The organism is Burkholderia sp. BKH01 (genome assembly GCF_025685725.1).
Taxonomy (GTDB): domain Bacteria; phylum Pseudomonadota; class Gammaproteobacteria; order Burkholderiales; family Burkholderiaceae; genus Burkholderia; species Burkholderia pyrrocinia_C.
On sequence record NZ_JAOTQT010000002.1, the window covers coordinates 414,895 to 434,931 of the forward strand.

Annotated in this window: 17 protein-coding genes; 12 read left to right on the forward strand and 5 right to left on the reverse strand. The window is 67.6% G+C overall.

All coding sequences use genetic code 11. From position 1 onward, the window contains the following. Positions 1-195 precede the first annotated feature (195 nt). Entirely contained in the window at positions 196-1,158 is a 963-nt protein-coding gene (locus tag OEJ37_RS04830; protein WP_263343359.1) for an alpha/beta hydrolase, read from the forward strand. On the opposite strand, the gene OEJ37_RS04835 is transcribed toward OEJ37_RS04830, so the two are convergent. Next, the gene (locus tag OEJ37_RS04835) at positions 1,128-1,970 is read right to left on the reverse strand and encodes an EcsC family protein (protein ID WP_175919112.1); all 843 of its coding nucleotides are present in this window, start codon (positions 1,968-1,970) and stop codon (positions 1,128-1,130) included. The genes OEJ37_RS04830 and OEJ37_RS04835 overlap by 31 nt on opposite strands. Positions 1,971-2,074: 104 nt before the next feature. Between OEJ37_RS04835 and OEJ37_RS04840 the strand changes: the two genes are divergently transcribed. Continuing rightward, on the forward strand, positions 2,075-3,670 hold the full coding sequence (locus OEJ37_RS04840; RefSeq protein ID WP_263343360.1) for an MDR family MFS transporter: 1,596 nt from the start codon (positions 2,075-2,077) through the stop codon (positions 3,668-3,670). Positions 3,671-3,704: 34 nt separating this feature from the next. Next, positions 3,705-4,151, forward strand: coding sequence for a MarR family winged helix-turn-helix transcriptional regulator (locus OEJ37_RS04845; protein WP_034179018.1), 447 nt, complete (start codon positions 3,705-3,707; stop codon positions 4,149-4,151). A gap of 114 nt (positions 4,152-4,265) precedes the next feature. On the opposite strand, the gene OEJ37_RS04850 is transcribed toward OEJ37_RS04845, so the two are convergent. Together OEJ37_RS04850 and OEJ37_RS04855 are read right to left on the reverse strand one after the other, a co-directional pair. Continuing rightward, positions 4,266-4,847 carry a DJ-1/PfpI family protein gene (locus tag OEJ37_RS04850; RefSeq protein WP_050016662.1) on the reverse strand — a complete coding sequence of 194 codons (582 nt, stop codon included), beginning with the start codon at positions 4,845-4,847 and terminating at the stop codon, positions 4,266-4,268. Positions 4,848-5,014: 167 nt separating this feature from the next. Continuing rightward, a complete protein-coding gene (locus OEJ37_RS04855; protein ID WP_263343362.1) occupies positions 5,015-6,295 on the reverse strand; it encodes an amino acid deaminase in 1,281 nt (426 codons plus the stop codon). A 119-nt stretch (positions 6,296-6,414) separates the two neighbouring features. Between OEJ37_RS04855 and OEJ37_RS04860 the strand changes: the two genes are divergently transcribed. From OEJ37_RS04860 to OEJ37_RS04870, 3 genes are all read left to right on the forward strand, one after another. Beyond that, a complete protein-coding gene (locus OEJ37_RS04860) occupies positions 6,415-7,353 on the forward strand; it encodes a MurR/RpiR family transcriptional regulator (protein ID WP_034179015.1) in 939 nt (312 codons plus the stop codon). Positions 7,354-7,355: 2 nt separating this feature from the next. Beyond that, positions 7,356-8,837 carry an N-acyl-D-amino-acid deacylase family protein gene (locus OEJ37_RS04865; RefSeq protein WP_263343363.1) on the forward strand — a complete coding sequence of 494 codons (1,482 nt, stop codon included), beginning with the start codon at positions 7,356-7,358 and terminating at the stop codon, positions 8,835-8,837. A gap of 133 nt (positions 8,838-8,970) precedes the next feature. Then, a complete protein-coding gene (locus OEJ37_RS04870) occupies positions 8,971-9,357 on the forward strand; it encodes a RidA family protein (protein ID WP_006751946.1) in 387 nt (128 codons plus the stop codon). A gap of 118 nt (positions 9,358-9,475) precedes the next feature. On the opposite strand, the gene queF is transcribed toward OEJ37_RS04870, so the two are convergent. Together queF and ilvA are read right to left on the reverse strand one after the other, a co-directional pair. Next, complete coding sequence (gene queF / locus OEJ37_RS04875; RefSeq protein WP_174419722.1) at positions 9,476-10,300, reverse strand: NADPH-dependent 7-cyano-7-deazaguanine reductase QueF; 825 nt, start codon at positions 10,298-10,300, stop codon at positions 9,476-9,478. 12 nt (positions 10,301-10,312) lie between these two features. Next, positions 10,313-11,836 (reverse strand): threonine ammonia-lyase, biosynthetic, encoded by a 1,524-nt coding sequence (ilvA, locus tag OEJ37_RS04880; RefSeq protein WP_175919119.1) that lies wholly within the window; start codon positions 11,834-11,836, stop codon positions 10,313-10,315. Positions 11,837-12,404: 568 nt separating this feature from the next. Between ilvA and OEJ37_RS04885 the strand changes: the two genes are divergently transcribed. The 6 genes from OEJ37_RS04885 (at position 12,405) to OEJ37_RS04910 (ending at position 20,026) form a co-directional block, all read left to right on the forward strand. After that, entirely contained in the window at positions 12,405-16,430 is a 4,026-nt protein-coding gene (locus OEJ37_RS04885) for a DUF3683 domain-containing protein (protein ID WP_263343365.1), read from the forward strand. 85 nt (positions 16,431-16,515) lie between these two features. Then, entirely contained in the window at positions 16,516-16,959 is a 444-nt protein-coding gene (locus tag OEJ37_RS04890; RefSeq protein WP_034179010.1) for an HIT family protein, read from the forward strand. Next, positions 16,956-17,369 carry a gamma-butyrobetaine hydroxylase-like domain-containing protein gene (locus OEJ37_RS04895; RefSeq protein WP_034179009.1) on the forward strand — a complete coding sequence of 138 codons (414 nt, stop codon included), beginning with the start codon at positions 16,956-16,958 and terminating at the stop codon, positions 17,367-17,369. Before OEJ37_RS04890 ends, OEJ37_RS04895 begins: the two co-directional genes overlap by 4 nt. Positions 17,370-17,421: 52 nt before the next feature. Continuing rightward, complete coding sequence (gene ubiE, locus OEJ37_RS04900; RefSeq protein WP_111016129.1) at positions 17,422-18,153, forward strand: bifunctional demethylmenaquinone methyltransferase/2-methoxy-6-polyprenyl-1,4-benzoquinol methylase UbiE; 732 nt, start codon at positions 17,422-17,424, stop codon at positions 18,151-18,153. Positions 18,154-18,194: 41 nt separating this feature from the next. After that, positions 18,195-19,235: a Tim44 domain-containing protein gene (locus OEJ37_RS04905; RefSeq protein WP_174419725.1), complete on the forward strand. Its 1,041-nt coding sequence runs from the start codon at positions 18,195-18,197 to the stop codon at positions 19,233-19,235. 164 nt (positions 19,236-19,399) lie between these two features. Further along, complete coding sequence (locus OEJ37_RS04910) at positions 19,400-20,026, forward strand: SCP2 domain-containing protein (protein ID WP_174419726.1); 627 nt, start codon at positions 19,400-19,402, stop codon at positions 20,024-20,026. The last annotated feature ends 11 nt before the right edge of the window (positions 20,027-20,037 follow it).

The window sequence follows — 20,037 nt, forward strand, 5'->3', positions numbered from 1 at the left end:
GGCTCGTGCAGATACGTCGCCTGAAGTAGCGGCGTCGGGCCAGGAATCCACCGAAGCGACTATGCAGTTGAGCAATGGGCGCCGCAGGAATCTCCCGGCTTTCGGCGGGGGAGGATGTCAAATAGAGGCCCCTTTCGAGCGGCACGGGAACGATCGCACGTACCATCGTCACACTGCGATTACGGAGCGCGTCCGATGAGTTGGCAAAGCAAGTTCGCCTGCTGGCTGCTGCGCAGGCAGTTTCGTCCCGAGACCACGCGCGAGGTGCTCGACCCCACCCGCGCACGGCGCTTTGCCGACCTGCGGACGGCCGTGCCGCGCCGCGCGCCTTCGGGCTACCGGCTGCGCGAGTGCAACGGCACGGGCGACGCGCCGTTGCGCGGCGAATGGCTCGAACGCACCGATGCGGGCGCGGGGCGCGGGCCCGGCCGCACGCTGCTGTATTTCCACGGCGGCGGCTATTACTTCTGTTCGACGAAGACCCATCGGCCGCTCGTGTTCGGCCTGACGAAGCGTGCGGGCGTGCGCTCGTTCTCGCTCGACTACCGGCTCGCACCGGAAAACCGCTTCCCTGCCGCGCTTGACGATGCGCTGGCCGCATACCGGCAACTGCTGGCGCTCGGCACGCCGCCCGAGTCGATCGTGCTCGGCGGCGATTCGGCGGGCGGCGGCCTCGCGCTCGCGACGCTCGTCGCGCTGCGCGATCGCGGCGAGCCGTTGCCGGCCGGCGCGATCCTGTTCTCGCCTTGGACCGACCTGGCCGGCACGGGCGATACGATGCGCACCAACGACGGCGCCGATCCGATGTTCGCCGGTGCCGCGCTGGCGAAGGCCGCGAAGCTGTACCTCGGCGACGCGCCGGCGACGAATCCGTACGCGTCGCCGCTCTATGCGGATTTCACGGGCCTGCCGTCGCTGTATATCCAGGTCGGCAGCACCGAGGTGATGCTCGACGATTCGCGCCGGGTCGCCGAGAAGGCGAAGGCGGCCGGCGTGCCGGTCGAGATCGAGGTGTGGCCGGACATGCCGCACGTGTGGCAGCTTTACGCGCCGGTGGTGCCGGAAGCGCGCGATGCGCTCGACCGTGCGGCCGCGTTCCTGCGCCGCGTCGCGGTCGAACGCGCGGTTCAGCGCGTCGGCGACGCGTCGATTGCCTGATAGGCGGCCTTGACGGCCACCGAGCCGTACTTGCGCTCGAGGCGGCGCACGGTGAAGTGGCCGTGCGCCATCTGCTGGAAGTGGTCGATGAACAGCGTGTTGACGGTCGCGCCGAGCACGGCGCCGATCGCCGGGATCGACTTCGCGGCCATCTGCTCGGTCACCTGCACCGAGAAGCGCGATGCCACGGTCTGTACCAGCTTGAACACGGCCGCCGAGCTGTGCGCGGCGATGCCTTTCGTCGTGATGTCCGACGACGCCTTCGAGATCGCCTGCGCGAGCGCGCCGCGCAGCACGAAATAGCCGAGATCGGCGTCCTCTTCCTGCTTGTCCGGGTTGCCGCCCATGCCGAGCACGGCCAGGCATTGCAACTGCGTATCCACCGATGCGAGATCCTCACCCTCGCTGCGCGCGATGTCGCACACCGAGCGGAAGATCAGCGTGGTCGTCACCGGCAGCTCGACCGGCAGCGCGAGAAAGCCGAACGCGCCGCCCGCCGCGCCGGTCGTCGCGACTGCAAGCTTGTGCAGCAGGTTGCTGGGTTTCTCGGGCTCGGCGTCCGGCGCCTGCGGCTTGCCGAGCGTGCGCAGCGCGATGTTCAGGCACTTGCGCAGCGCGAGCTGCGTCGCATCGTTGATCTTGCCGGTCGCGAAATCAGGCAGCCGCGCGATCATTTTCTCGACCGGCGCGCCGAGCACGCCCGTCAGCTTCATCGTCAGCGACGGGCTTTCCAGCACCTGCTTCGCGCGCCGCAGCGCGTCCCGATCCTCCGGCGACAGCGTCGTCGCGGGGGTGATTGAAATCGGTTCCATTCTTCTCCTTGGTGAACAGGCGCCAAACCATCGCCGGCCTAGATTACTCCGCCATGCTAGAATTTTGAGATTGTTTGACTCATCAAAAGTTGCATCGACAAAAAATGGCCGTCCATACTGCCGCCCACCATTCGAGCGGGCAAGTCCTGCCGTTCCGCGAATCGCTGCTGGCGATGATCGGGCTCTCGTTCGTCACGATGCTCGTCGCGCTCGACCAGACCGTCGTCGGCACCGCGCTGCCGACCATCGTCGCCGAGTTGAGGGGCTTCGACCTGTACGCGTGGGTCGCGACCTCGTACCTGCTCAGTTCCGTGATCACGGTGCCGATCTTCGGCCGCCTCGGCGACTATTACGGCCGCAAGCCGTTCGTGATCGTGTCGATCGTCGTGTTCACCGGCGCGTCCGTGCTGTGCGGGATGGCCAACGACATGCTGAGCCTCGTGCTCGCGCGCGGGCTGCAGGGGATCGGCGGCGGGATGCTGGTCGGCACCGCGTTCGCGTGCATTCCCGACCTGTTCCCCGATTCGGTCGTGCGGCTGCGCTGGCAGGTGCTGATGAGCTCCGCATTCGGCATCGCGAACGCGGTCGGCCCGTCGCTCGGCGGCGTGCTGACCCAGTCGTTCGGCTGGCGTTCGGTGTTCTACGTGAACCTGCCGGTCGGCCTGCTGTCGCTGCTGTTCGTGTGGCGCTACCTGCCGCACCTGCGCCACGTCGAGCACGATCGCAAGATGCGGCTCGACTGGCCGGGCGCGCTGCTGATCGCGCTGTCGCTCGGCGCGCTGCAGCTGTTCGTCGAATGGCTGCCGAAGTACGGCGTCGCGAGCTGGGCGTCGCTGCTGCTCGTCGTCGCGGTCGCGGCCGGCGTCGGCCTGTGGCAATGGGAGAAGCGCTGCGCGCAGCCGATTCTGCCGTTCGACATGTTCGGCAACCGCGCGCTGTCGGCGCTGTTCGTGCTCGCGATCCTCGCCGGCTTCTCGATGTTCTCGCTGCTGTTCTATGCGCCGCTGCTGTTCCAGGGCGGCTTCGGGATGTCGCCGAGGGAGGCCGGGCTCGTGATCACGCCGCTCGTCGTGTTCATCACGATCGGCAGCATCATGAACGGCCGGGTCGTCACGCGCATCCGCAATCCGAACGCGATGCTGCACGTCGGCTTCGTGCTGTTCGCGATCGCATGCGCGGGCATCGTCGTGTCGACGCACACGACGCCGACCTGGATGCTGATGGCGCTGATGGTCGCGGGCGGCATCGGTCTCGGCTTCGTGCTGCCGAACCTCACCGTGTTCGCGCAGCAGGCGGCCGGCCGCGAGCACCTCGGCATCGCGACGGCGCTGCTGCAGTCGCTGCGGATGGTCGGCGGGATGATCGGCACCGCGCTGACGGGCACGCTCGTCAACCAGATGTATTCGGGCGGTGTGCGCGATGCCCTCGCGGCCGACCATGCGATGCAGTGGCATGCGCAGCTCGCCGATCCGCAGATCCTGATCGACCGCGCGGCGCAAAGCGGTCTCGTCGCGGAGCTGACGCGTGCCGGGCATAATGGCGCGCTGCTGCTGGAAGCGGCCCGCGAATCGCTCGTCGGCGCGATCCACCTGGGCGTCGCGATGGCGGCCGTCGTCGCCGTGGTGTCGGTGTGGCAGTGCCGCCGCGTGCCGCCGATCGCGCTGCGGCGCAAGATCGAGCCGCACGTCGCGGCCGATTAACGATTCAACGATTCACCGGAAACGAAATCAGCGCATGGAAGAACAGGACCGCGTCGCGATCTTGCAGCAATTCGGACGCACGTATCGCGCGTTCATGACCGCGTTCGAAGCGCACGTCGGGCAGCCGATGCCGCGCTGGCGCATCATGGTCGCGTTGCACACGATGGGCGGGCATTCGTCGCAGAAGAAGCTCGTCGAAGTGTTGCGCATCGATCCGGGCGCGCTCACGCGCCAGTTGAAGTCGCTCGACGCGCTCGGCTGGATCGAGCGCGAATCCGACGCACGCGACAACCGCGTGACCAACGTGACGCTGACGGACGACGGCCGCGCCGCGTTCGATGCATGCCTGCCGCGCCGCAAGGCGTTTCTCGAACAGACGGTGGCGCAGTTGCCGGACGACGTGCTGAATGCGCTTTCGGGTGCGCTGGCGATGCTGGAATCGCGGATCGCGGACGTCGGCTCGACGCCGGTCGCACGCTGAGGCGCGGCGCGGGCAGGCACATACACGCCGTGGCCGCGACCGCTCGCGACCAGTAAGCGGGCACGAAATCCCGCCACCGGCCGGCACTTCAATTCATCTCAATTCACTTCACGTTCACAGCTCGATGCGCGTTCCCAGCAGCGCGAGGAACTGCGCGAGCCATGCCGGATGCGCGGGCCACGCGGGCGCGGTGACGAACGGCGCGTCGGTCACGGCCGCATCGACCGGGATGTCCGCGTATTCGCCGCCCGCGAGCTTCACCTCGGGCGCGCAGGCCGGGTAGGCCGAGATGCGCTTGCCGCGGATCACGTCGGCGGCCGCGAGCAGTTGCGCCGCGTGGCAGATCGCGGCGATCGGCTTGCCGGCCTCGGCGAACGCGCGCACGAGCGAAATCACCTTCGGATCGAGTCGCAGGTATTCCGGCGCACGGCCGCCCGCGATCGCGAGCGCGTCGTAGCGCGATGCATCGACGTCGTCGAACGCCGCGTTCAGCGTGAACTGGTGGCCGGGCTTCTCGGTGTAGGTCTGGTCGCCCTCGAAATCGTGGATCGCGGTCTTGATCTTGTCGCCCGCGCGCTTGCCCGGGCAGACTGCGTCGACATGGTGGCCGACGGCCTGCAGCGCCTGGAACGGCACCATCGTTTCGTAGTCTTCGGCGAAATCGCCGGTCAGGAACAGGATCTTTTTCGCGGCCATGGCTTTCTCCAGTGAAGCAGCGTTGAGGGCCCGTTCGCGCCGCGTGTGGCAAACCGATGCAACGGCCGCGAGGGGCCCCGAGGACGAAAGCGCAGTGTACTCCGGCAGATTGAAGCGCGCGTGACGGCCGCCCCGCACGAGCGGCGGAGCGGCGTGCGCAACATGCGTCAGAAGAACGTTTCGACCACTTCCGTCACGCGGAACTGCGGATCGAGCACGAGCACCTGGCGCCACTTGTCGAACGTCAGGCACGGGTGCGAGATGTCGAACGCGACCATGTCGCCGACCTTCACGTCGGCGCCCGGCGGGATCTGCAGGTACGCGTGCTGGTCCATCATTCCGGTGACGGCCCAGCCTTCGGCGGCGGTGACGTCGCGCGGCGCGGTGTCGCGGCCCGGGCGGAAGTGGCGCGCCGGCTCGGGCAGGCCTGCGTCGAACGCCGCGTCGCGCTTGCCGAGCGCGACGATCGCGCGATTCTGCTCCGGCACCGACTGCACGTACGCCCACAGCTGCAGCGCGGGCAGCAGCCCTTCGCCCATCGTGCGTGCGATCGGGTTGCGCGCGAACACGTCGGTCTGCGCCTTCTTGTAGATGCCGACGTCGTGCGTCAGGTAGCAGCCCGGACGCAGCACGACTTCCGCGAAGCCCGCGTCGGACGCCTTCGCGAATTCTTCCGCAACCACGTCGTACCACGCCGAACCGGCGCCGGACAGGATCGCCGGCGTGCGCGCGAAGCGGCCCGCGCCGGCCAGCTCGCGCGTGAGCGCGACCGCGTCCTGCAGGAACGCGCGGATCTCGCCTTCCTCCTTCAGCACGCCTTCGTAGAGTTCGATGCCGGCCAGCTTCAGCGTGTCCGGATAGCGCGCGAGCGCGGCGAGCACGGCCTCGCGCTGCGCGGCGTCGCGCACGCCCGCGCGGCCGCCCGGCACGCCGAGCTCGAGCAGCACGTTCAGCGTTTTTTTCGCGTCGCCGAAGAAGCGGCCGAGCTGGTCGACGCTCTCGGCGGAATCGACGAGGCAGAAGAATTCGAAGTCGGGATCGGACAGCAGCCCGGCGATGATCGTCATGTTCTGGCGGCCGACGAGCTGGTTCGCGAGCAGCACGCGCCGCACGCCGCCGTGATACGCGGCCTGCGTCTGGTGCGCGGTCGCGAGCGTGATGCCCCATGCGCCGGCGTCGAGCTGGCGGCGGAACAGTTGCGGCGCCATCGTCGTCTTGCCGTGCGGCGCGAACTTGACGCCATACTTCTGGACGAACGCCTGCATCCAGTTCAGGTTGTGTTCGATGCGGTCCTCGTAAAGCACGGCAGCCGGCAGGCTGACGTCTTCCGCGAGCAGGTTCCACTCGAGGCGGCCCGCGTCGCCGAGCGGCACGCTGGCGCTCGGCAGGTTGCCGAGGCCCTTGCCGAAAGGATCGATCGTCGCTTCCTGATAGTTTGTAACTTTCATGTCATCCCGCTCCATCATCACTATGCATTGCACTGAAGTTGACATGCCGATGGTACAGAAAGTAGCATCGGCGCGGTGATGTTATTTAGTAACATCAGGCTTCGAACCCTTTTCCGCAGATGAATACGCCCGCCACCCCGTCCGCTCCGCTCGCGGCCGAGCCCCATCCGGCTTCGGCCGCCCCGCCGGTCCTCGACATCGTCGCGAGGATCGCCGAATGCGCGCCCGAGTTGCGAGATGCCGAGCGCAAGGTCGCCACGTTCATCCTCGCCGATCTCGCACGCGCCGCGCATGCGAGCATCGGCGCGCTCGCGCGCGACGCGGAGGTCAGCGTCGCGACGGTCACGCGTTTCGCGAAGGCCGTCGGCTGCCGGGACGTGCGCGAACTGAAGGTGCTCGTCGCGCAGGCGGCGGCCGTCGGCCAGCGTTTTCTGGTGCCGTCCGACGATGCACCGACCGCCGACGCGAGCCCCGCGTCGGTCGTCTACGACGAGATCCGCGTGGCGCTCGCGCACAACCACCAACTGCTGCGCAACACGTCGTTCGACGCGGCGGCCGACCTGCTCGCCGGCGCGAAGATGATCTACGTGTACGGGCAGGGCGGCGGCTCGACCATGCTCGCCGACGAGCTGCGCTTCCGGCTCGTGCGCTTCGGCCGGCCGGTTGCGAGCTACCAGGACAGCCTGCTGCAGCGGATGGTGTCCGCGACGCTGTCGCGCGACGCGGTGGTCGTCGCGCTGTCGGTGAGCGGGCGCGTGCCCGAGCTGCTCGAGAGCTGCCGCCTCGCGAAGCGCTACGGCGCGAAGCTGATCGCGATCACCGCGCCGGCTTCGCCGCTCGCGAAGCTCGCCGACCACCTGATCCCGGTCGTCGCGTTCGAAACCGATTTCATTTACAAGCCGTCGACATCGCGCTACGCGATGATGATGGCGATCGACGTGCTCGTCACCGGAGTCGCGCTGCGGCTCGGCGATGCGGGCCGAGAATCGCTGCGCCGCATCAAGCATGCGCTCGATGCGCATCGCGGCGGCGGAGACCGTCAACCGGTAGGAGACTGACCATGCATTCGCATCCCGAAGCCGCCGATACGCTGATCGTCGGCGCGCAGTTGTACGACGGCACCGGCGCACCGCCCGTCACGCGCGACGTCGCGATCCGCAACGGCGTGATCGCGGCGATCGGCAATCTGTCGAACTGGCTCGCCGAGACCGTCGTCGATGCGGACGGCCGCGCGCTCGCGCCGGGCTTCGTCGATGTGCACACGCACGACGACACGCACGTGATCCGTGCGCCGCAGATGCTGCCGAAGATCTCGCAGGGCGTGACGACCGTGATCGTCGGCAACTGCGGGATCAGCGCGTCGCCGGTGACGCTCGCGGGCGATCCGCCCGACCCGATGAACCTGCTCGGCGAGCGCGGCGCGTTCCAGTACCCGACCTTCGCCGACTACGTCGCGGCCGTGAACGCCGCGTGTCCGGCCGTGAACGTCGCGGCGCTCGTCGGCCACACGGCGCTGCGCAACAACCAGATGGACTGCCTCGACCGCGCGGCGACCGGCGGTGAGATCGCCGCGATGCGCGCGCAGCTCGAGGAGGCGCTCGTGAACGGCGCGCTCGGCTTGTCGTCGGGCCTCGCGTACGGTTCCGCGTTCGCGGCGCCGACCGAGGAAGTGATGGCGCTCGCCGAGCCGCTCGCGAACGCGGGCGCGCTGTACACGACGCACATGCGCACCGAGTTCGACGCGATCCTCGACGCGATGGACGAGGCGTATCGCGTCGGCCGCCATGCGCAGGTGCCGGTCGTGATCTCGCACCTGAAATGCGCGGGGCCGTCGAACTGGGGGCGCAGCACCGAAGTGCTCGCGTCGCTCGAAGGCGCGCGCCGCTACCAGCCGGTCGGCTGCGACTGCTATCCGTACAGCCGCAGCTCGTCGACGCTCGACCTGAAGCAGGTGACGGGCGACATCGACATCACGATCACGTGGTCGGAGCCGCACCCGGAAGTCGCCGGCAAGCTGCTGAAGGCGATCGCGGCCGACTGGGGTGTGACCGAGCAGGAAGCCGCGCAGCGCATCCGCCCGGCGGGCGCCGTGTACCACAACATGTCCGAGGACGACGTGCGGCGGATCCTGTCGCACCCTGCGACGATGGTCGGCTCGGACGGCCTGCCGAACGATCCGCTGCCGCACCCGCGGCTGTGGGGCGCGTTCCCGCGCGTGCTCGGCCATTACGTGCGCGACACGAACCTGCTGCCGCTCGAGGAGGCGATCCGCAAGATGACGTCGTTGTCCGCGCGCCGCTACGGGATCGCGCGGCGCGGCGAGGTGCATGTCGGCTATCACGCGGATCTCGTGCTGTTCGATCCGGCGCGCGTGATCGACGCCGCGACGTTCGAGAAGCCGCAGCAGCCCGCGCACGGGATCGATGCCGTGTGGGTGAATGGCGTGCTGACCTACGAGAACGGCCAGCCGACCGGTGAGCGCGCCGGCGGCTTCGTCGCGCGCGGCGAGCGCGTGCCGGCGAGCGCCGACGCTGCGTTCTGAGTCCGGACGCAACTGTTGTTCCGATCTTCCCGCGTGTGCCGCTGCCGGCACGCGCATCCGCAACCGTGCGTTGCACGGGATTCGGGTCAGCGCTGAAGCGCCTGCCCGGGTCGACAAAACAAGGAGTGAAACGATGAAGCGATATGGCGTAGGCGAAGCGAAGGGTACCGGCGGCCAGGTGATGCCGTTTGCGCGTGCGGTCGAAGCCGACGGCTGGCTGTACGTGTCGGGCCAGACGCCGATGGTGAACGGCGAGGTCGTCGAAGGCGGGATCGTCACGCAGTCGAAGCAGACGATCGAGAACGTGATCGCGATCCTGAAGGAGGCCGGTTACGGCCTCGAGCACGTCGTGCGCTGCGGCGTGTGGCTCGACGACGCACGCGATTTCGCGTCGTTCAACAAGGTGTTCGTCTCGTACTTCGGCGAGCATCCGCCGGCACGCGCGTGCGTGCAGTCGAGCATGGTCATCGACTGCAAGGTCGAGGTCGACTGCATCGCTTACAAGGCGCCGGCGAAGTAACGCGGCCGCGCTTCCCTGCGCACAGCAAAACAGCCCGGTCAGTTCTGACCGGGCTGTTTCGTTTGTGGATCGCAACAATGGCGCTACGCCGCCATGGCCTGGCGACCGCCTGCCACCGTCACTGCCGCGCAGTCCGCGCGTTATCCGGCATCGGCTGGTTGTAATTCGTGCGGAACGGGTTGATGTCGAGCCCGCCGCGGCGCGTGTAGCGCGCATACACCGCGAGCTTCACCGGTTTGCACGCATGCAGGATGTCGAGGAAGATCCGCTCCACGCACTGCTCGTGAAAGCCCGTGTGATTGCGGAACGAGATGATGTAGCGCAGCAGGCCGGCGTGATCGATCTGCGGCCCGACGTAGTGGATCTGCACGCTGCCCCAGTCGGGCTGGCCGGTGACCGGACAGTTCGAGCGCAGCAGGTCCGACACGAGCGTCTCCTCGACCGGCGCTTCGTTCTCGGCGGCCGACAGCAGCGACGGATCGGGTTCGTACACGTCGGTGTCGAGATCGAGCCGGTCGAGCGACAGCCCGTCGAGCTCGTCCATTTCCAGCTTGCCGAAATCGTGCGCCGACACGAGTTGCACGGCGACGCTCGCGCCGCATGCGGCCGACACGTCGCGCTTCAGCGTGTCGCGCACCGCGTCGATCGAGTCGAACTTCGACTGCGCGAACGAGCCGAGATACAGCTTGAACGACTTCGATTCGACGATGTTCGGCGATTCGGCCGGCACGTAGAACGTCGCGACCGCGACCTGCGGCTTGCCGCGCGCGTTGAGCCACGACAGCTCGTACGCGTTCCAGATGTCGGTGCCGAAGAACGGCAGCGCCGACGCGATGCCGAGCTGCTCGCGCGCGCCCGCGCGCGGGATCGGGAACAGCAGCGACGCATCGTACTGGGCCGCGTAGACGGTGGCCTTGCCGAGCGGGGAATGTTCGGGATTCATTGCGTGACGCCTTTACGACAGGAAGAGGCGGTAAGCCGGGTTGGCGCTCTCTTCGACATACGGATAGCCGAGCGCCGCGAGGAAGCGCTCGAATTCGGCGCGATCGGCCTGCGGCACCTGCAGCCCGACGAGGATCGAGCTGTAGTCCGCGCCCTGGTTGCGGTAGTGGAACAGGCTGATGTTCCAGTCCGGCGCCATCGACGACAGGAACTTCATCAGCGCGCCCGGGCGCTCCGGGAATTCGAAGCGGAACAGGCGCTCGTCGAGCGCGAGCGGCGAGCGGCCGCCGACCATGTAGCGGATATGTTCCTTCGACAGCTCGTCGTGCGTCAGGTCGACGGTCTTGAAGCCGTGCGACTCGAAGTTCGCGGCGATCTCCGCCGATTCGCCGCGCCGGCGGATCTGCACGCCGACGAAGATGTGCGCGGACTGCGCATCGGCGATCCGGTAGTTGAACTCGGTGACGTTGCGATCGCCGACGAGCGAGCAGAAGCGCTTGAAGCTGCCGCGCTCCTCCGGGATCGTGACCGCGAACACGGCTTCGCGCGCCTCGCCGACCTCCGCGCGCTCGGCGACGAAGCGCATCCGGTCGAAGTTCATGTTCGCGCCGGACGTGACCGCGACGAGCGCCTGGTTCTCAATCCCCTCGCGTTCCGCGTACAGCTTCGCGCCCGCGACCGCGAGCGCGCCGGACGGCTCGAGCACGCTGCGGGTGTCCTGGAATACGTCCTTGATCGCCGCGCACAGTGCGTCGGTGTCGACGGTCACGACGCCGTCCAGGTATTCGCGGCACAGCCGGAAGGTTTCCTCGCCGACGAGCTTCACCGCGGTGCCGTCCGCGAACAGGCCGACCTCGGTCAGCTCGACGCGTTCACCGGCCTTCAGCGACTGCGCCATCGCGCACGAATCCTCGGCCTGCACGCCGATCACCTTGATCTCCGGGCGCACGGCCTTCACGTACGCGGCGACGCCGGACGCGAGACCGCCGCCGCCGATCGGCACGAAGATCGCGTGGATCGGGCCCTGGTGCTGGCGCAGGATCTCCATCGCGATGGTGCCCTGGCCGGCGATCACGTAAGGATCGTCGAACGGGTGGACGAACGTGAGGCCGCGCTCTTCCTGCACCTTGACCGCATGCGCGTACGCGTCGCTGTACGACTCGCCGGCCTGGATCACCTCGACGCCCGGGCCGCCGTGCGCGCGCACCGCGTCCACTTTCACCTGCGGCGTCGTGATGGGTACGACGATCACCGCCTTGACGCCCATCCGGGCTGCCGAGAACGCGACGCCCTGCGCGTGGTTGCCGGCCGACGCGGTAATCACGCCGCGCGCAAGCGCGTCGGCCGGAATGTGCGCCATCTTGTTGTACGCGCCGCGCAGCTTGAACGAGAACACCGGCTGGTTGTCCTCGCGCTTCAGGTAGACGGCATTGCGCAGTCGGGCCGACAGGTTGCGGGCGGGTTCGAGTTCCGTCTCGATCGCGACGTCGTAGACGCGCGCGGTGAGGATTTTCTTCAGGTAATCGTGGGATGCCATGGGCGCTCGCGTGCAGTGCGGAAGCAGACGGTAAAAGGTCAATGATAGCGCCAAGGGTCAGCCCGCACGCAAGCGGCATGCCGGGCGAGCGGTCGCGGGGCGGCGCATTCGCGACCCGGGCGTCCCGTTTTTACCGGTTTAACCGCGCGGTTACCGACCGGACGGGCGGCGAATGATCGCACGAAACCGCGCCGAACCAGGCCTGGCGCGGCTGGCGGCGATAGCCCCACGACCTGTCCGGCGTGTCACGCATGGCCCGATCATGGGTTAGAATTCCGTTTTGAATCAAGGATCGGAAGATGCAGAGGCACCCTCGGATCGCCCCGTTGAAGCCGACGCCGCGCGCAGCCAGCCCCGCGGCCGAACGGCATGCGCGCCGCGCGCGATCGTGCTGATGGTTCCGAGTGCCGCCAGGCCCTGTCGCCGGCCAGGAGGGGCGAGTCAACGCCCGCTCCGGCCCCATGAAGGACAGCCGCGCGCCTGGTAATAGAACAGATTTCCCCAAGATTGCGCCCACGCGCTTGCCGACGCCCGTGCACGGGGTATCGGCCCTCCGAGTCGTCCGAACATGAACGCACCACAAGTTTTCGATCCGAATGGCGCGGCCGCCGCCGTCGCCGCCGACCCCGCGCCCCGGTTGCGCGAGATTCCCTACAACTACACGTCCTTCTCCGATCGCGAGATCGTGATCCGCCTGCTCGGCGAAGAGGCGTGGTCGGTGCTCGACGAACTGCGCGCCGAACGCCGTACGGGTCGCTCGGCACGGATGCTGTATGAAGTGCTCGGCGACATCTGGGTCGTGCGCCGCAATCCGTACCTGCAGGACGACCTGCTCGACAATCCGAAGCGCCGCGCGCTGCTGATCGAGGCGCTGAACCACCGCCTGACCGAGATCGGCAAGCGCCGCAGCGCGGATCTCACCGAGCATCGCGACGACGCGGGCCGCGAGCGCGCGTTGCGCGTCGAGATGCTCGAAGCCGCCGCGCAGCGTGCGGTCAACGAGTTCGCCGACGAATTCGAGAAACTGGCCGACCTGCGCCGCCGTGCGACCAAGGCGCTCGGCCGCTGCACGCAGAAGGACAACATCCGCTTCGACGGGCTGTCGCGCGTGTCGCATGTCACCGATGCGACCGACTGGCGCGTCGAATACCCGTTCGTCGTGCTGACGCCCGATACCGAAGCCGAGATCGCGGCGCTGATCAAGGCCTGCTTCGAGCTCGGCCTGACCGTGATCCCGCGCGGCGGCGGCACCGGCTACACGGGCGGCGCGGTGCCGCTCACGCCGTTCTCCGCGGTGATCAACACCGAGAAGCTCGAACAGCTCGGCGCGGTCGAGCTGACGGAGCTGCCGGGCGTCGCGCACAAGGTGCCGACGATCTTCTCCGGCGCGGGCGTCGTCACGCGCCGCGTGACCGAGGCGGCCGAGGCGGCCGGTTACGTGTTCGCGGTCGATCCGACGTCGCTCGACGCGTCGTGCATCGGCGGCAACGTCGCGATGAACGCGGGCGGCAAGAAGGCCGTGCTGTGGGGCACCGCGCTCGACAACCTGGCCTGGTGGCGGATGGTCGACCCGGACGGCAACTGGCTCGAAGTCACGCGCCACGAGCACAACCAGGGCAAGATCCACGACATCGCGGTCGCGCGTTTCGAGCTGAAGTGGTTCGACGGCGCGTACGCGCCGGGCGAGAAGCTGCTGCGCACCGAGATGCTCGAGATCGAAGGCCGCCGGTTCCGCAAGGAAGGGCTCGGCAAGGACGTGACCGACAAGTTCCTCGCCGGCCTGCCGGGCGTGCAGAAGGAAGGCTGCGACGGGCTCATCACGTCCGCGCGCTGGGTGCTGCACAAGATGCCCGCGCACACGCGCACCGTCTGCCTCGAATTCTTCGGCCAGGCGCGCGAGGCGATCCCGAGCATCGTCGAGATCAAGGACTACCTGTTCGAAACGTCGAAGCAGGGCGGCGCGATCCTCGCGGGCCTCGAGCACCTCGACGAGCGCTACCTGCGCGCGGTTGGCTACGCGACCAAGAGCAAGCGCAATTCCTTCCCCAAGATGGTGCTGATCGGCGACATCGTCGGCGACGATGCCGACGCGGTGGCGCACGCGACGTCCGAAGTGATCCGGATGGCGAACGGCAAGAGCGGCGAAGGCTTCGTCGCGGTCAGCGCGGAGGCGCGCAAGCGCTTCTGGCTCGACCGCAGCCGCACGGCCGCGATCGCGAAGCACACGAACGCGTTCAAGATCAACGAGGACGTCGTCATCCCGCTGAACCGGATGGGCGAGTACACCGACGGCATCGAGCGGATCAACATCGAGCTGTCGCTGAAGAACAAGCTGCAGCTCGTCGACGCGCTCGAAGCGTTCTTCCGCGGCGGCAACCTGCCGCTCGGCAAGACCGACGACGCGAACGAGATCCCGAGCGCCGAGCTGCTCGAGGATCGTGTCCAGCAGGCGCTGGAGCTGCTCAAGCGTGTGCGCGCGCGCTGGGAATTCGTGCGCGACCGGCTCGACCAGCCGCTGCGCGAGGCGCAGCACTACCTCGTGCAGCTCGGCTACGAGGCACTGGCCGAGAAGTTCGCGGATCGCGCGGACGAGCAGCCGGGTGCGACCGTGTTCCACGTCACGCAGGACCGCACGGTCCGCATCTCGTGGAAGCAGGAGATCCGCGCGGAGCTGCGCGCGATCTTCAACGGCGGCGCGTTCAAGCAGATCCTCGACGAGGCGCAGGCGATCCACAAGCAGGTGCTGCGCGGCCGCGTGTTCGTCGCGCTGCACATGCACGCGGGTGACGGCAACGTCCACACGAACATCCCGGTCAACTCCGACAACTACGAGATGCTGCAGGACGCGCACGCGTCGGTTGCACGCATCATGAAGCTCGCGCGCTCGCTCGACGGCGTGATCTCCGGCGAGCACGGGATCGGCATCACGAAGCTCGAGTTCCTGACCGACGACGAGATCGCCGAGTTCCGCGCGTACAAGCAGCGCGTCGACCCGAACGGCCGCTTCAACAAGGGCAAGCTGCTCGACGGCGCCGATCTTCGCAACGCATATACGCCGAGCTTCGGGCTGATGGGTTACGAGTCGCTGATCATGCAGCAGTCCGACATCGGCGCGATTGCCGATTCGGTGAAGGACTGCCTGCGCTGCGGCAAGTGCAAGCCGGTGTGCGCGACGCACGTGCCGCGCGCGAACCTGCTGTACAGCCCGCGCAACAAGATCCTCGCGACGTCGCTGCTGGTCGAGGCGTTCCTGTACGAGGAACAGACGCGCCGCGGCGTGTCGATCAAGCACTGGGACGAGTTCAACGACGTGGCCGACCACTGCACGGTGTGCCACAAGTGCGCGACGCCGTGCCCGGTGAAGATCGACTTCGGCGACGTCACGATGAACATGCGCAACCTGTTGCGCAAGATGGGCAAGAAGAAATTCAACGCCGGCAATGCGGCGGGCATGTTCTTCCTGAACGCGACCAATCCGCAGACGATCAACGCCGCGCGCAGCGTAATGATGGGCGTCGGCTACAAGGTGCAGCGCTTCGCGAACGACATGCTGAAGAACGTCGTGAAGAAGCAGACGCAGCACCCGCCGGCGACCGTCGGCAAGCCACCCGTCGTCCAGCAGGTGATCCACTTCGTCAACAAGAAGATGCCGGGCAACCTGCCGAAGAAGACGGCGCGCGCACTGCTCGACATCGAGGACAACAAGATCGTGCCGATCATCCGCAACCCGAAGTCGACGACCGTCGATTCGGAAGCGGTGTTCTACTTCCCCGGTTGCGGCTCCGAGCGCCTGTTCTCGCAGGTCGGCCTGGCGACGCAGGCGATGCTGTGGGAAGCCGGCGTGCAGACGGTGCTGCCGCCGGGCTACCTGTGCTGCGGTTATCCGCAGCGCGGCTCGGGGCAGTACGACAAGGCCGAGAAGATCGTCACCGACAACCGCGTGCTGTTCCACCGCGTCGCGAACACGCTGAACTACCTCGACATCAAGACGGTGGTCGTGTCGTGCGGCACCTGCTACGACCAGCTCGCCGGCTACGAATTCGACAAGATCTTCCCCGGCTGCCGGATCATCGACATCCACGAGTTCCTGCTCGAGAAGGGGATGAAGCTCGACGGCGTGACGGGCACGCGCTACATGTATCACGACCCGTGCCACACGCCGATCAAGACGATGGACCCGGTCAAGCTCGTCAACGAGCTGATGGGCACGGAGAAGGACGGCTACAAGATCGAGAAGAACGACCGTTGCTGCGGCGAATCGGGCACGCTCGCGGTCACGCGCCCGGACGTGTCGACGCAGGTCCGCTTCCGCAAGGAAGAGGAGATCCGCAAGGGTGCCGCGAAGCTGCGCAGCATCCCGGTCATCGCCGGCGGCGCGAGCGCACCGGCGCCGGCCGCGAACGCCGGCCCGGACGTGAAGATCCTGACAAGCTGCCCGTCGTGCCTGCAAGGCCTGTCGCGCTACAACGAGGATGCGAACATCGAGGCCGACTACATCGTGGTCGAGATCGCGCGCCAGGTGCTCGGCGAGAACTGGATGGCCGATTATGTCGCACGTGCGAACCATGGCGGGATCGAGCGCGTGCTGGTCTAATGCGGGCATGACGATCGCCCGACCGGGCTAGGGATGAGCGGGCGCCGGCGCCGATGCGCGGGCGCCCGTCCACATGGGAGCGACGATGGAATGCGTGTTTTGCCGTGAAGACGGCGGCGAGCTGCTCTGGCGGGACGACGCGCTGCGCGTCGTGCTCGCGACGGGCGAGCACGACTACCCGGGCTTCTGCCGGGTGATCTGGGGCGCGCACGTGGCCGAATTCTCCGATCTCGGCGAGCCCGAGCGGGCCCACCTGATGCGCGTGGTCTACGCGGTCGAGCGGGCCGTGCGCCGCGTGATGCAGCCGAACAAGGTGAATCTCGCGAGCCTCGGCAACATGGTGCCGCACGTGCACTGGCACGTGATCCCGCGCTTCTCGAACGACGCCCATTTCCCGCAGCCCGTGTGGGCGCCGCGCCAGCGCGGCGTGTCCGAGGCGCTGCTGCGCACGCGTGCCGCGCAGGCCTCGCTGCTGCACAATGCGGTGCGCGAGGAAATTCAACGAACGACCGATTCGAGGCAGCCATGAGCGGTTTGACTTCCACGACGCCGATTCCGTCCGGCGTCGTCGTGCACGCGGTGTCGCGCGTGCTCGAATTGCAGTACCCGAACGGCGACAGCTACCGGATTCCGTTCGAGCTGATGCGCGTCTATTCGCCGTCGGCCGAGGTGCGCGGCCACGGGCCCGGCCAGGAGACGCTGCAGACGGGCAAGCGCGAGGTGACGATCACCGCGCTCGAAGGCGTCGGCAACTATGCGCTGCAGCCGACGTTCTCCGACGGCCATTCGACCGGCATCTACTCGTGGGACCTGCTGTACGAACTGGCGACGCAGCAGGACGCGCTGTGGCGCGACTATTTCGACAAACTGAAGGCGGCGGGCGCCGATCGCGACGCCCCGATGCAGGCGGCCGCGGCGCCGCACGGCCACTGCCACTGAAATCGACGGCGCCCGCTCGGCGCCGTCTTGCCATTTACTGAGGATCAACGCGATGAGCAAAACCCACTTCGGCTTCGAAAGCGTCGAGGAAAACGAAAAAGCGAAGAAAGTGGCGGGTGTGTTCCATTCGGTCGCGAGCAACTACGATCTGATGAACGACCTGATGTCGGCGGGCATGCACCGCGCGTGGAAGGCGTTCACGATCGCGCAGGCGAACGTGCGCCCCGGCTTCAAGGTGCTCGATATCGCGGCCGGCACCGGCGACCTGACCAAGTCGTTCGCGAAGGCGGCCGGGCCGACGGGCGAGGTCTGGCATACGGACATCAACGAATCGATGCTGCGCGTCGGCCGCGACCGGCTGCTCGACAAGGGCATCGTGACGCCGTCGCTGCTGTGCGACGCCGAGAAAATTCCCTTTCCGGACAACTACTTCGACGTCGTCACGGTCGCGTTCGGGCTGCGCAACATGACGCACAAGGACGCCGCGCTGGCGGAAATGCGCCGCGTGACGAAGCCCGGCGGCCGCGTGATGGTGCTGGAATTCTCGAAAGTCTGGGATCCGCTGAAAAAAGCGTACGACTTGTATTCTTTCAAAGTATTACCGTGGCTTGGCGACAAGTTCGCGAAAGATGCTGAAAGTTACCGGTATCTTGCTGAATCTATCCGGATGCACCCCGACCAGGACACGCTGAAGACGATGATGGAACAAGCGGGCCTCGACGCCGTCAAATATTACAATTTGTCAGGTGGCGTGGTAGCTTTACACATGGGAACCAAGTACTAAGGGGTTCTTTCCATACATTCGCCTTACATCTGGAGAAAGTGATGTCCGAATCGCGTTCGTTGTTCAACCGTAGCAAGCCGTCGAAGCCGTGGGCTCGACGGGTCGGCACGCTGCTGATGGTCGGCCTGCTCACGGCCGGCACGTTCGCATCGCTCGACGCCGAAGCCAAGCGCATGGGCGGCGGGCGCAGCATCGGCCGCCAGAACTCCACCGTCACGCAGCGCCAGGCCACGCCGCCCGCGCAGCAGCCGATGCAGCAGGCCGCGCCGTCGCAGGCGCAGCGTGCGAATCCGGCCGCTCCCGCACCGGCCGCGCAGCCCAACCGCTCGCGCTGGCTCGGGCCGATCGCCGGCCTCGCGGCCGGTCTCGGCATCGCGGCGCTGCTGTCGCACTTCGGCCTCGGCGAGGCGTTCGCCGGCATGATGTCGAACATCATCGTGATCGCGCTGCTCGCGATGGTCGGCATCTGGCTGGTCCGCAAGTTCATGAACCGCCGTCGCTCGCAGGAGCCCGCGTATTCGGTCGGCGGTTCGGCGTCGTCGTCGGGCGGCTACTCGCAAAGCCCGTCGTTCCAGCAGGGCAACACCGGCAGCAACCAGGCGGGCAGCGGCAGCAGCTACGCGAACGAAGCGCAAGGCGTGTTCGGCGGCGGTGCGGCGGCTGCCGGCGCGGCAGCGGGTGCGATGGCCTCGGCCGCACCGCTCCAGGTGCCGGCCGGCTTCGACACCGAAGCGTTCCTGCGCAGCGCGAAGGTCTATTTCGTGCGCCTGCAGGCCGCGTGGGACCAGGGCAACCTGGCCGACATCCGCGAGTTCACGACGCCCGAAATGTTCGCCGAGATCAAGATCGATCTCGATTCGCGCGGCAGCGAGTCGAACCAGACCGACGTCGTGCAGCTCGACGCGGAACTGGTCGCGATCGAGGATCGCGGCATCGAGCAGTCGGCGAGCGTGCGCTTCCACGGCCTGATCCGCGAATCGGCGAATGCGTCGGCCGCGCCGTTCGACGAAGTGTGGAACCTGTCGAAGTCGGGCAGTCAGGGCTGGCTGCTCGCGGGCATCCAGCAGCTCAACACGCACTGAGCGTGACCGGCGGCCGGCGCCGCCGGATACGCGGGCGACGGCCGCCGCACTGCGACCGCTTGCCGCCAGGGTGTACGGTCGGGCACGGTCTGCCGACGATCCGACGTTACAATAGAAACCCGCGTGGGCGCCCGGCCTGCGCGGGTTTTTTCTTTCCCAGCCCGATGACCTTTGCCGCCAAGCCTTTTGCTGCTGCTGTCAATCACCTGCTCGCGCGCGAATCGTGGGCGCGCGACCGCCTGATTCCCTATGCGGGCAAGACTGCCCGGATCGACGTGCCCCCCGTCACGCTCACGCTGCTGGTGCAGCCCGACGGCTATCTGTCGGCGGTCGACGCGCATGATGCGCAACAGGTCGACGTGTCGATCGCACTCGCGGGCGACACGCTCGCCGCGTTCCTGCAGGGCGGCCAGGCGGCCGTGATGAAGCACGTGAAGATCGAGGGCGATGCAGAGTTCGCGACGCAGATCGCGAAGCTGGCCGAGCACCTGCGCTGGGAACCGGAAGAAGATCTCGCGAAGCTGGTCGGCGACGCGGCGGCATACCGGATCGCGACAGTCGTGCGCGACGCCGGCGCGCGCGCGCGACGCACCGGCCGCAACGTGCTCGATTCCGTCGCCGAGTACTGGCTCGACGAGAACCCGCAAGTCGTCCGGCGCACGGCGCTCGGCGGCTTCGACGCCGAACTGGCGCGCGCACGCGATGCGCTCGCGCGGGTCGAAAAGCGGGTCGAGCGACTCGAACAAAAAATCGGCGCGCGCACGGGTCCCGGCCCGCGCGGCGCGCACTGAGGGCCGCAGGG

Bases quoted from the DNA above. Each gene is read 5' to 3' on its own strand.
- OEJ37_RS04835 (WP_175919112.1), bottom strand. From the start codon at position 1,970: ATGGAACCGATTTCAATCACCCCCGCGACGACGCTGTCGCCGGAGGAT.
- OEJ37_RS04870 (WP_006751946.1), top strand. From the start codon at position 8,971: ATGAAGCGATATGGCGTAGGCGAAGCGAAGGGTACCGGCGGCCAGGTG.
- queF (WP_174419722.1), bottom strand. From the start codon at position 10,300: ATGAATCCCGAACATTCCCCGCTCGGCAAGGCCACCGTCTACGCGGCC.
- OEJ37_RS04855 (WP_263343362.1), bottom strand. From the start codon at position 6,295: ATGAAAGTTACAAACTATCAGGAAGCGACGATCGATCCTTTCGGCAAG.
- OEJ37_RS04850 (WP_050016662.1), bottom strand. From the start codon at position 4,847: ATGGCCGCGAAAAAGATCCTGTTCCTGACCGGCGATTTCGCCGAAGAC.
- OEJ37_RS04865 (WP_263343363.1), top strand. From the start codon at position 7,356: ATGCATTCGCATCCCGAAGCCGCCGATACGCTGATCGTCGGCGCGCAG.
- OEJ37_RS04890 (WP_034179010.1), top strand. From the start codon at position 16,516: ATGGAATGCGTGTTTTGCCGTGAAGACGGCGGCGAGCTGCTCTGGCGG.
- OEJ37_RS04830 (WP_263343359.1), top strand. From the start codon at position 196: ATGAGTTGGCAAAGCAAGTTCGCCTGCTGGCTGCTGCGCAGGCAGTTT.
- OEJ37_RS04840 (WP_263343360.1), top strand. From the start codon at position 2,075: ATGGCCGTCCATACTGCCGCCCACCATTCGAGCGGGCAAGTCCTGCCG.
- OEJ37_RS04905 (WP_174419725.1), top strand. From the start codon at position 18,195: ATGTCCGAATCGCGTTCGTTGTTCAACCGTAGCAAGCCGTCGAAGCCG.
- OEJ37_RS04885 (WP_263343365.1), top strand. From the start codon at position 12,405: ATGAACGCACCACAAGTTTTCGATCCGAATGGCGCGGCCGCCGCCGTC.
- ilvA (WP_175919119.1), bottom strand. From the start codon at position 11,836: ATGGCATCCCACGATTACCTGAAGAAAATCCTCACCGCGCGCGTCTAC.
- OEJ37_RS04845 (WP_034179018.1), top strand. From the start codon at position 3,705: ATGGAAGAACAGGACCGCGTCGCGATCTTGCAGCAATTCGGACGCACG.
- OEJ37_RS04895 (WP_034179009.1), top strand. From the start codon at position 16,956: ATGAGCGGTTTGACTTCCACGACGCCGATTCCGTCCGGCGTCGTCGTG.
- OEJ37_RS04860 (WP_034179015.1), top strand. From the start codon at position 6,415: ATGAATACGCCCGCCACCCCGTCCGCTCCGCTCGCGGCCGAGCCCCAT.
- ubiE (WP_111016129.1), top strand. From the start codon at position 17,422: ATGAGCAAAACCCACTTCGGCTTCGAAAGCGTCGAGGAAAACGAAAAA.
- OEJ37_RS04910 (WP_174419726.1), top strand. From the start codon at position 19,400: ATGACCTTTGCCGCCAAGCCTTTTGCTGCTGCTGTCAATCACCTGCTC.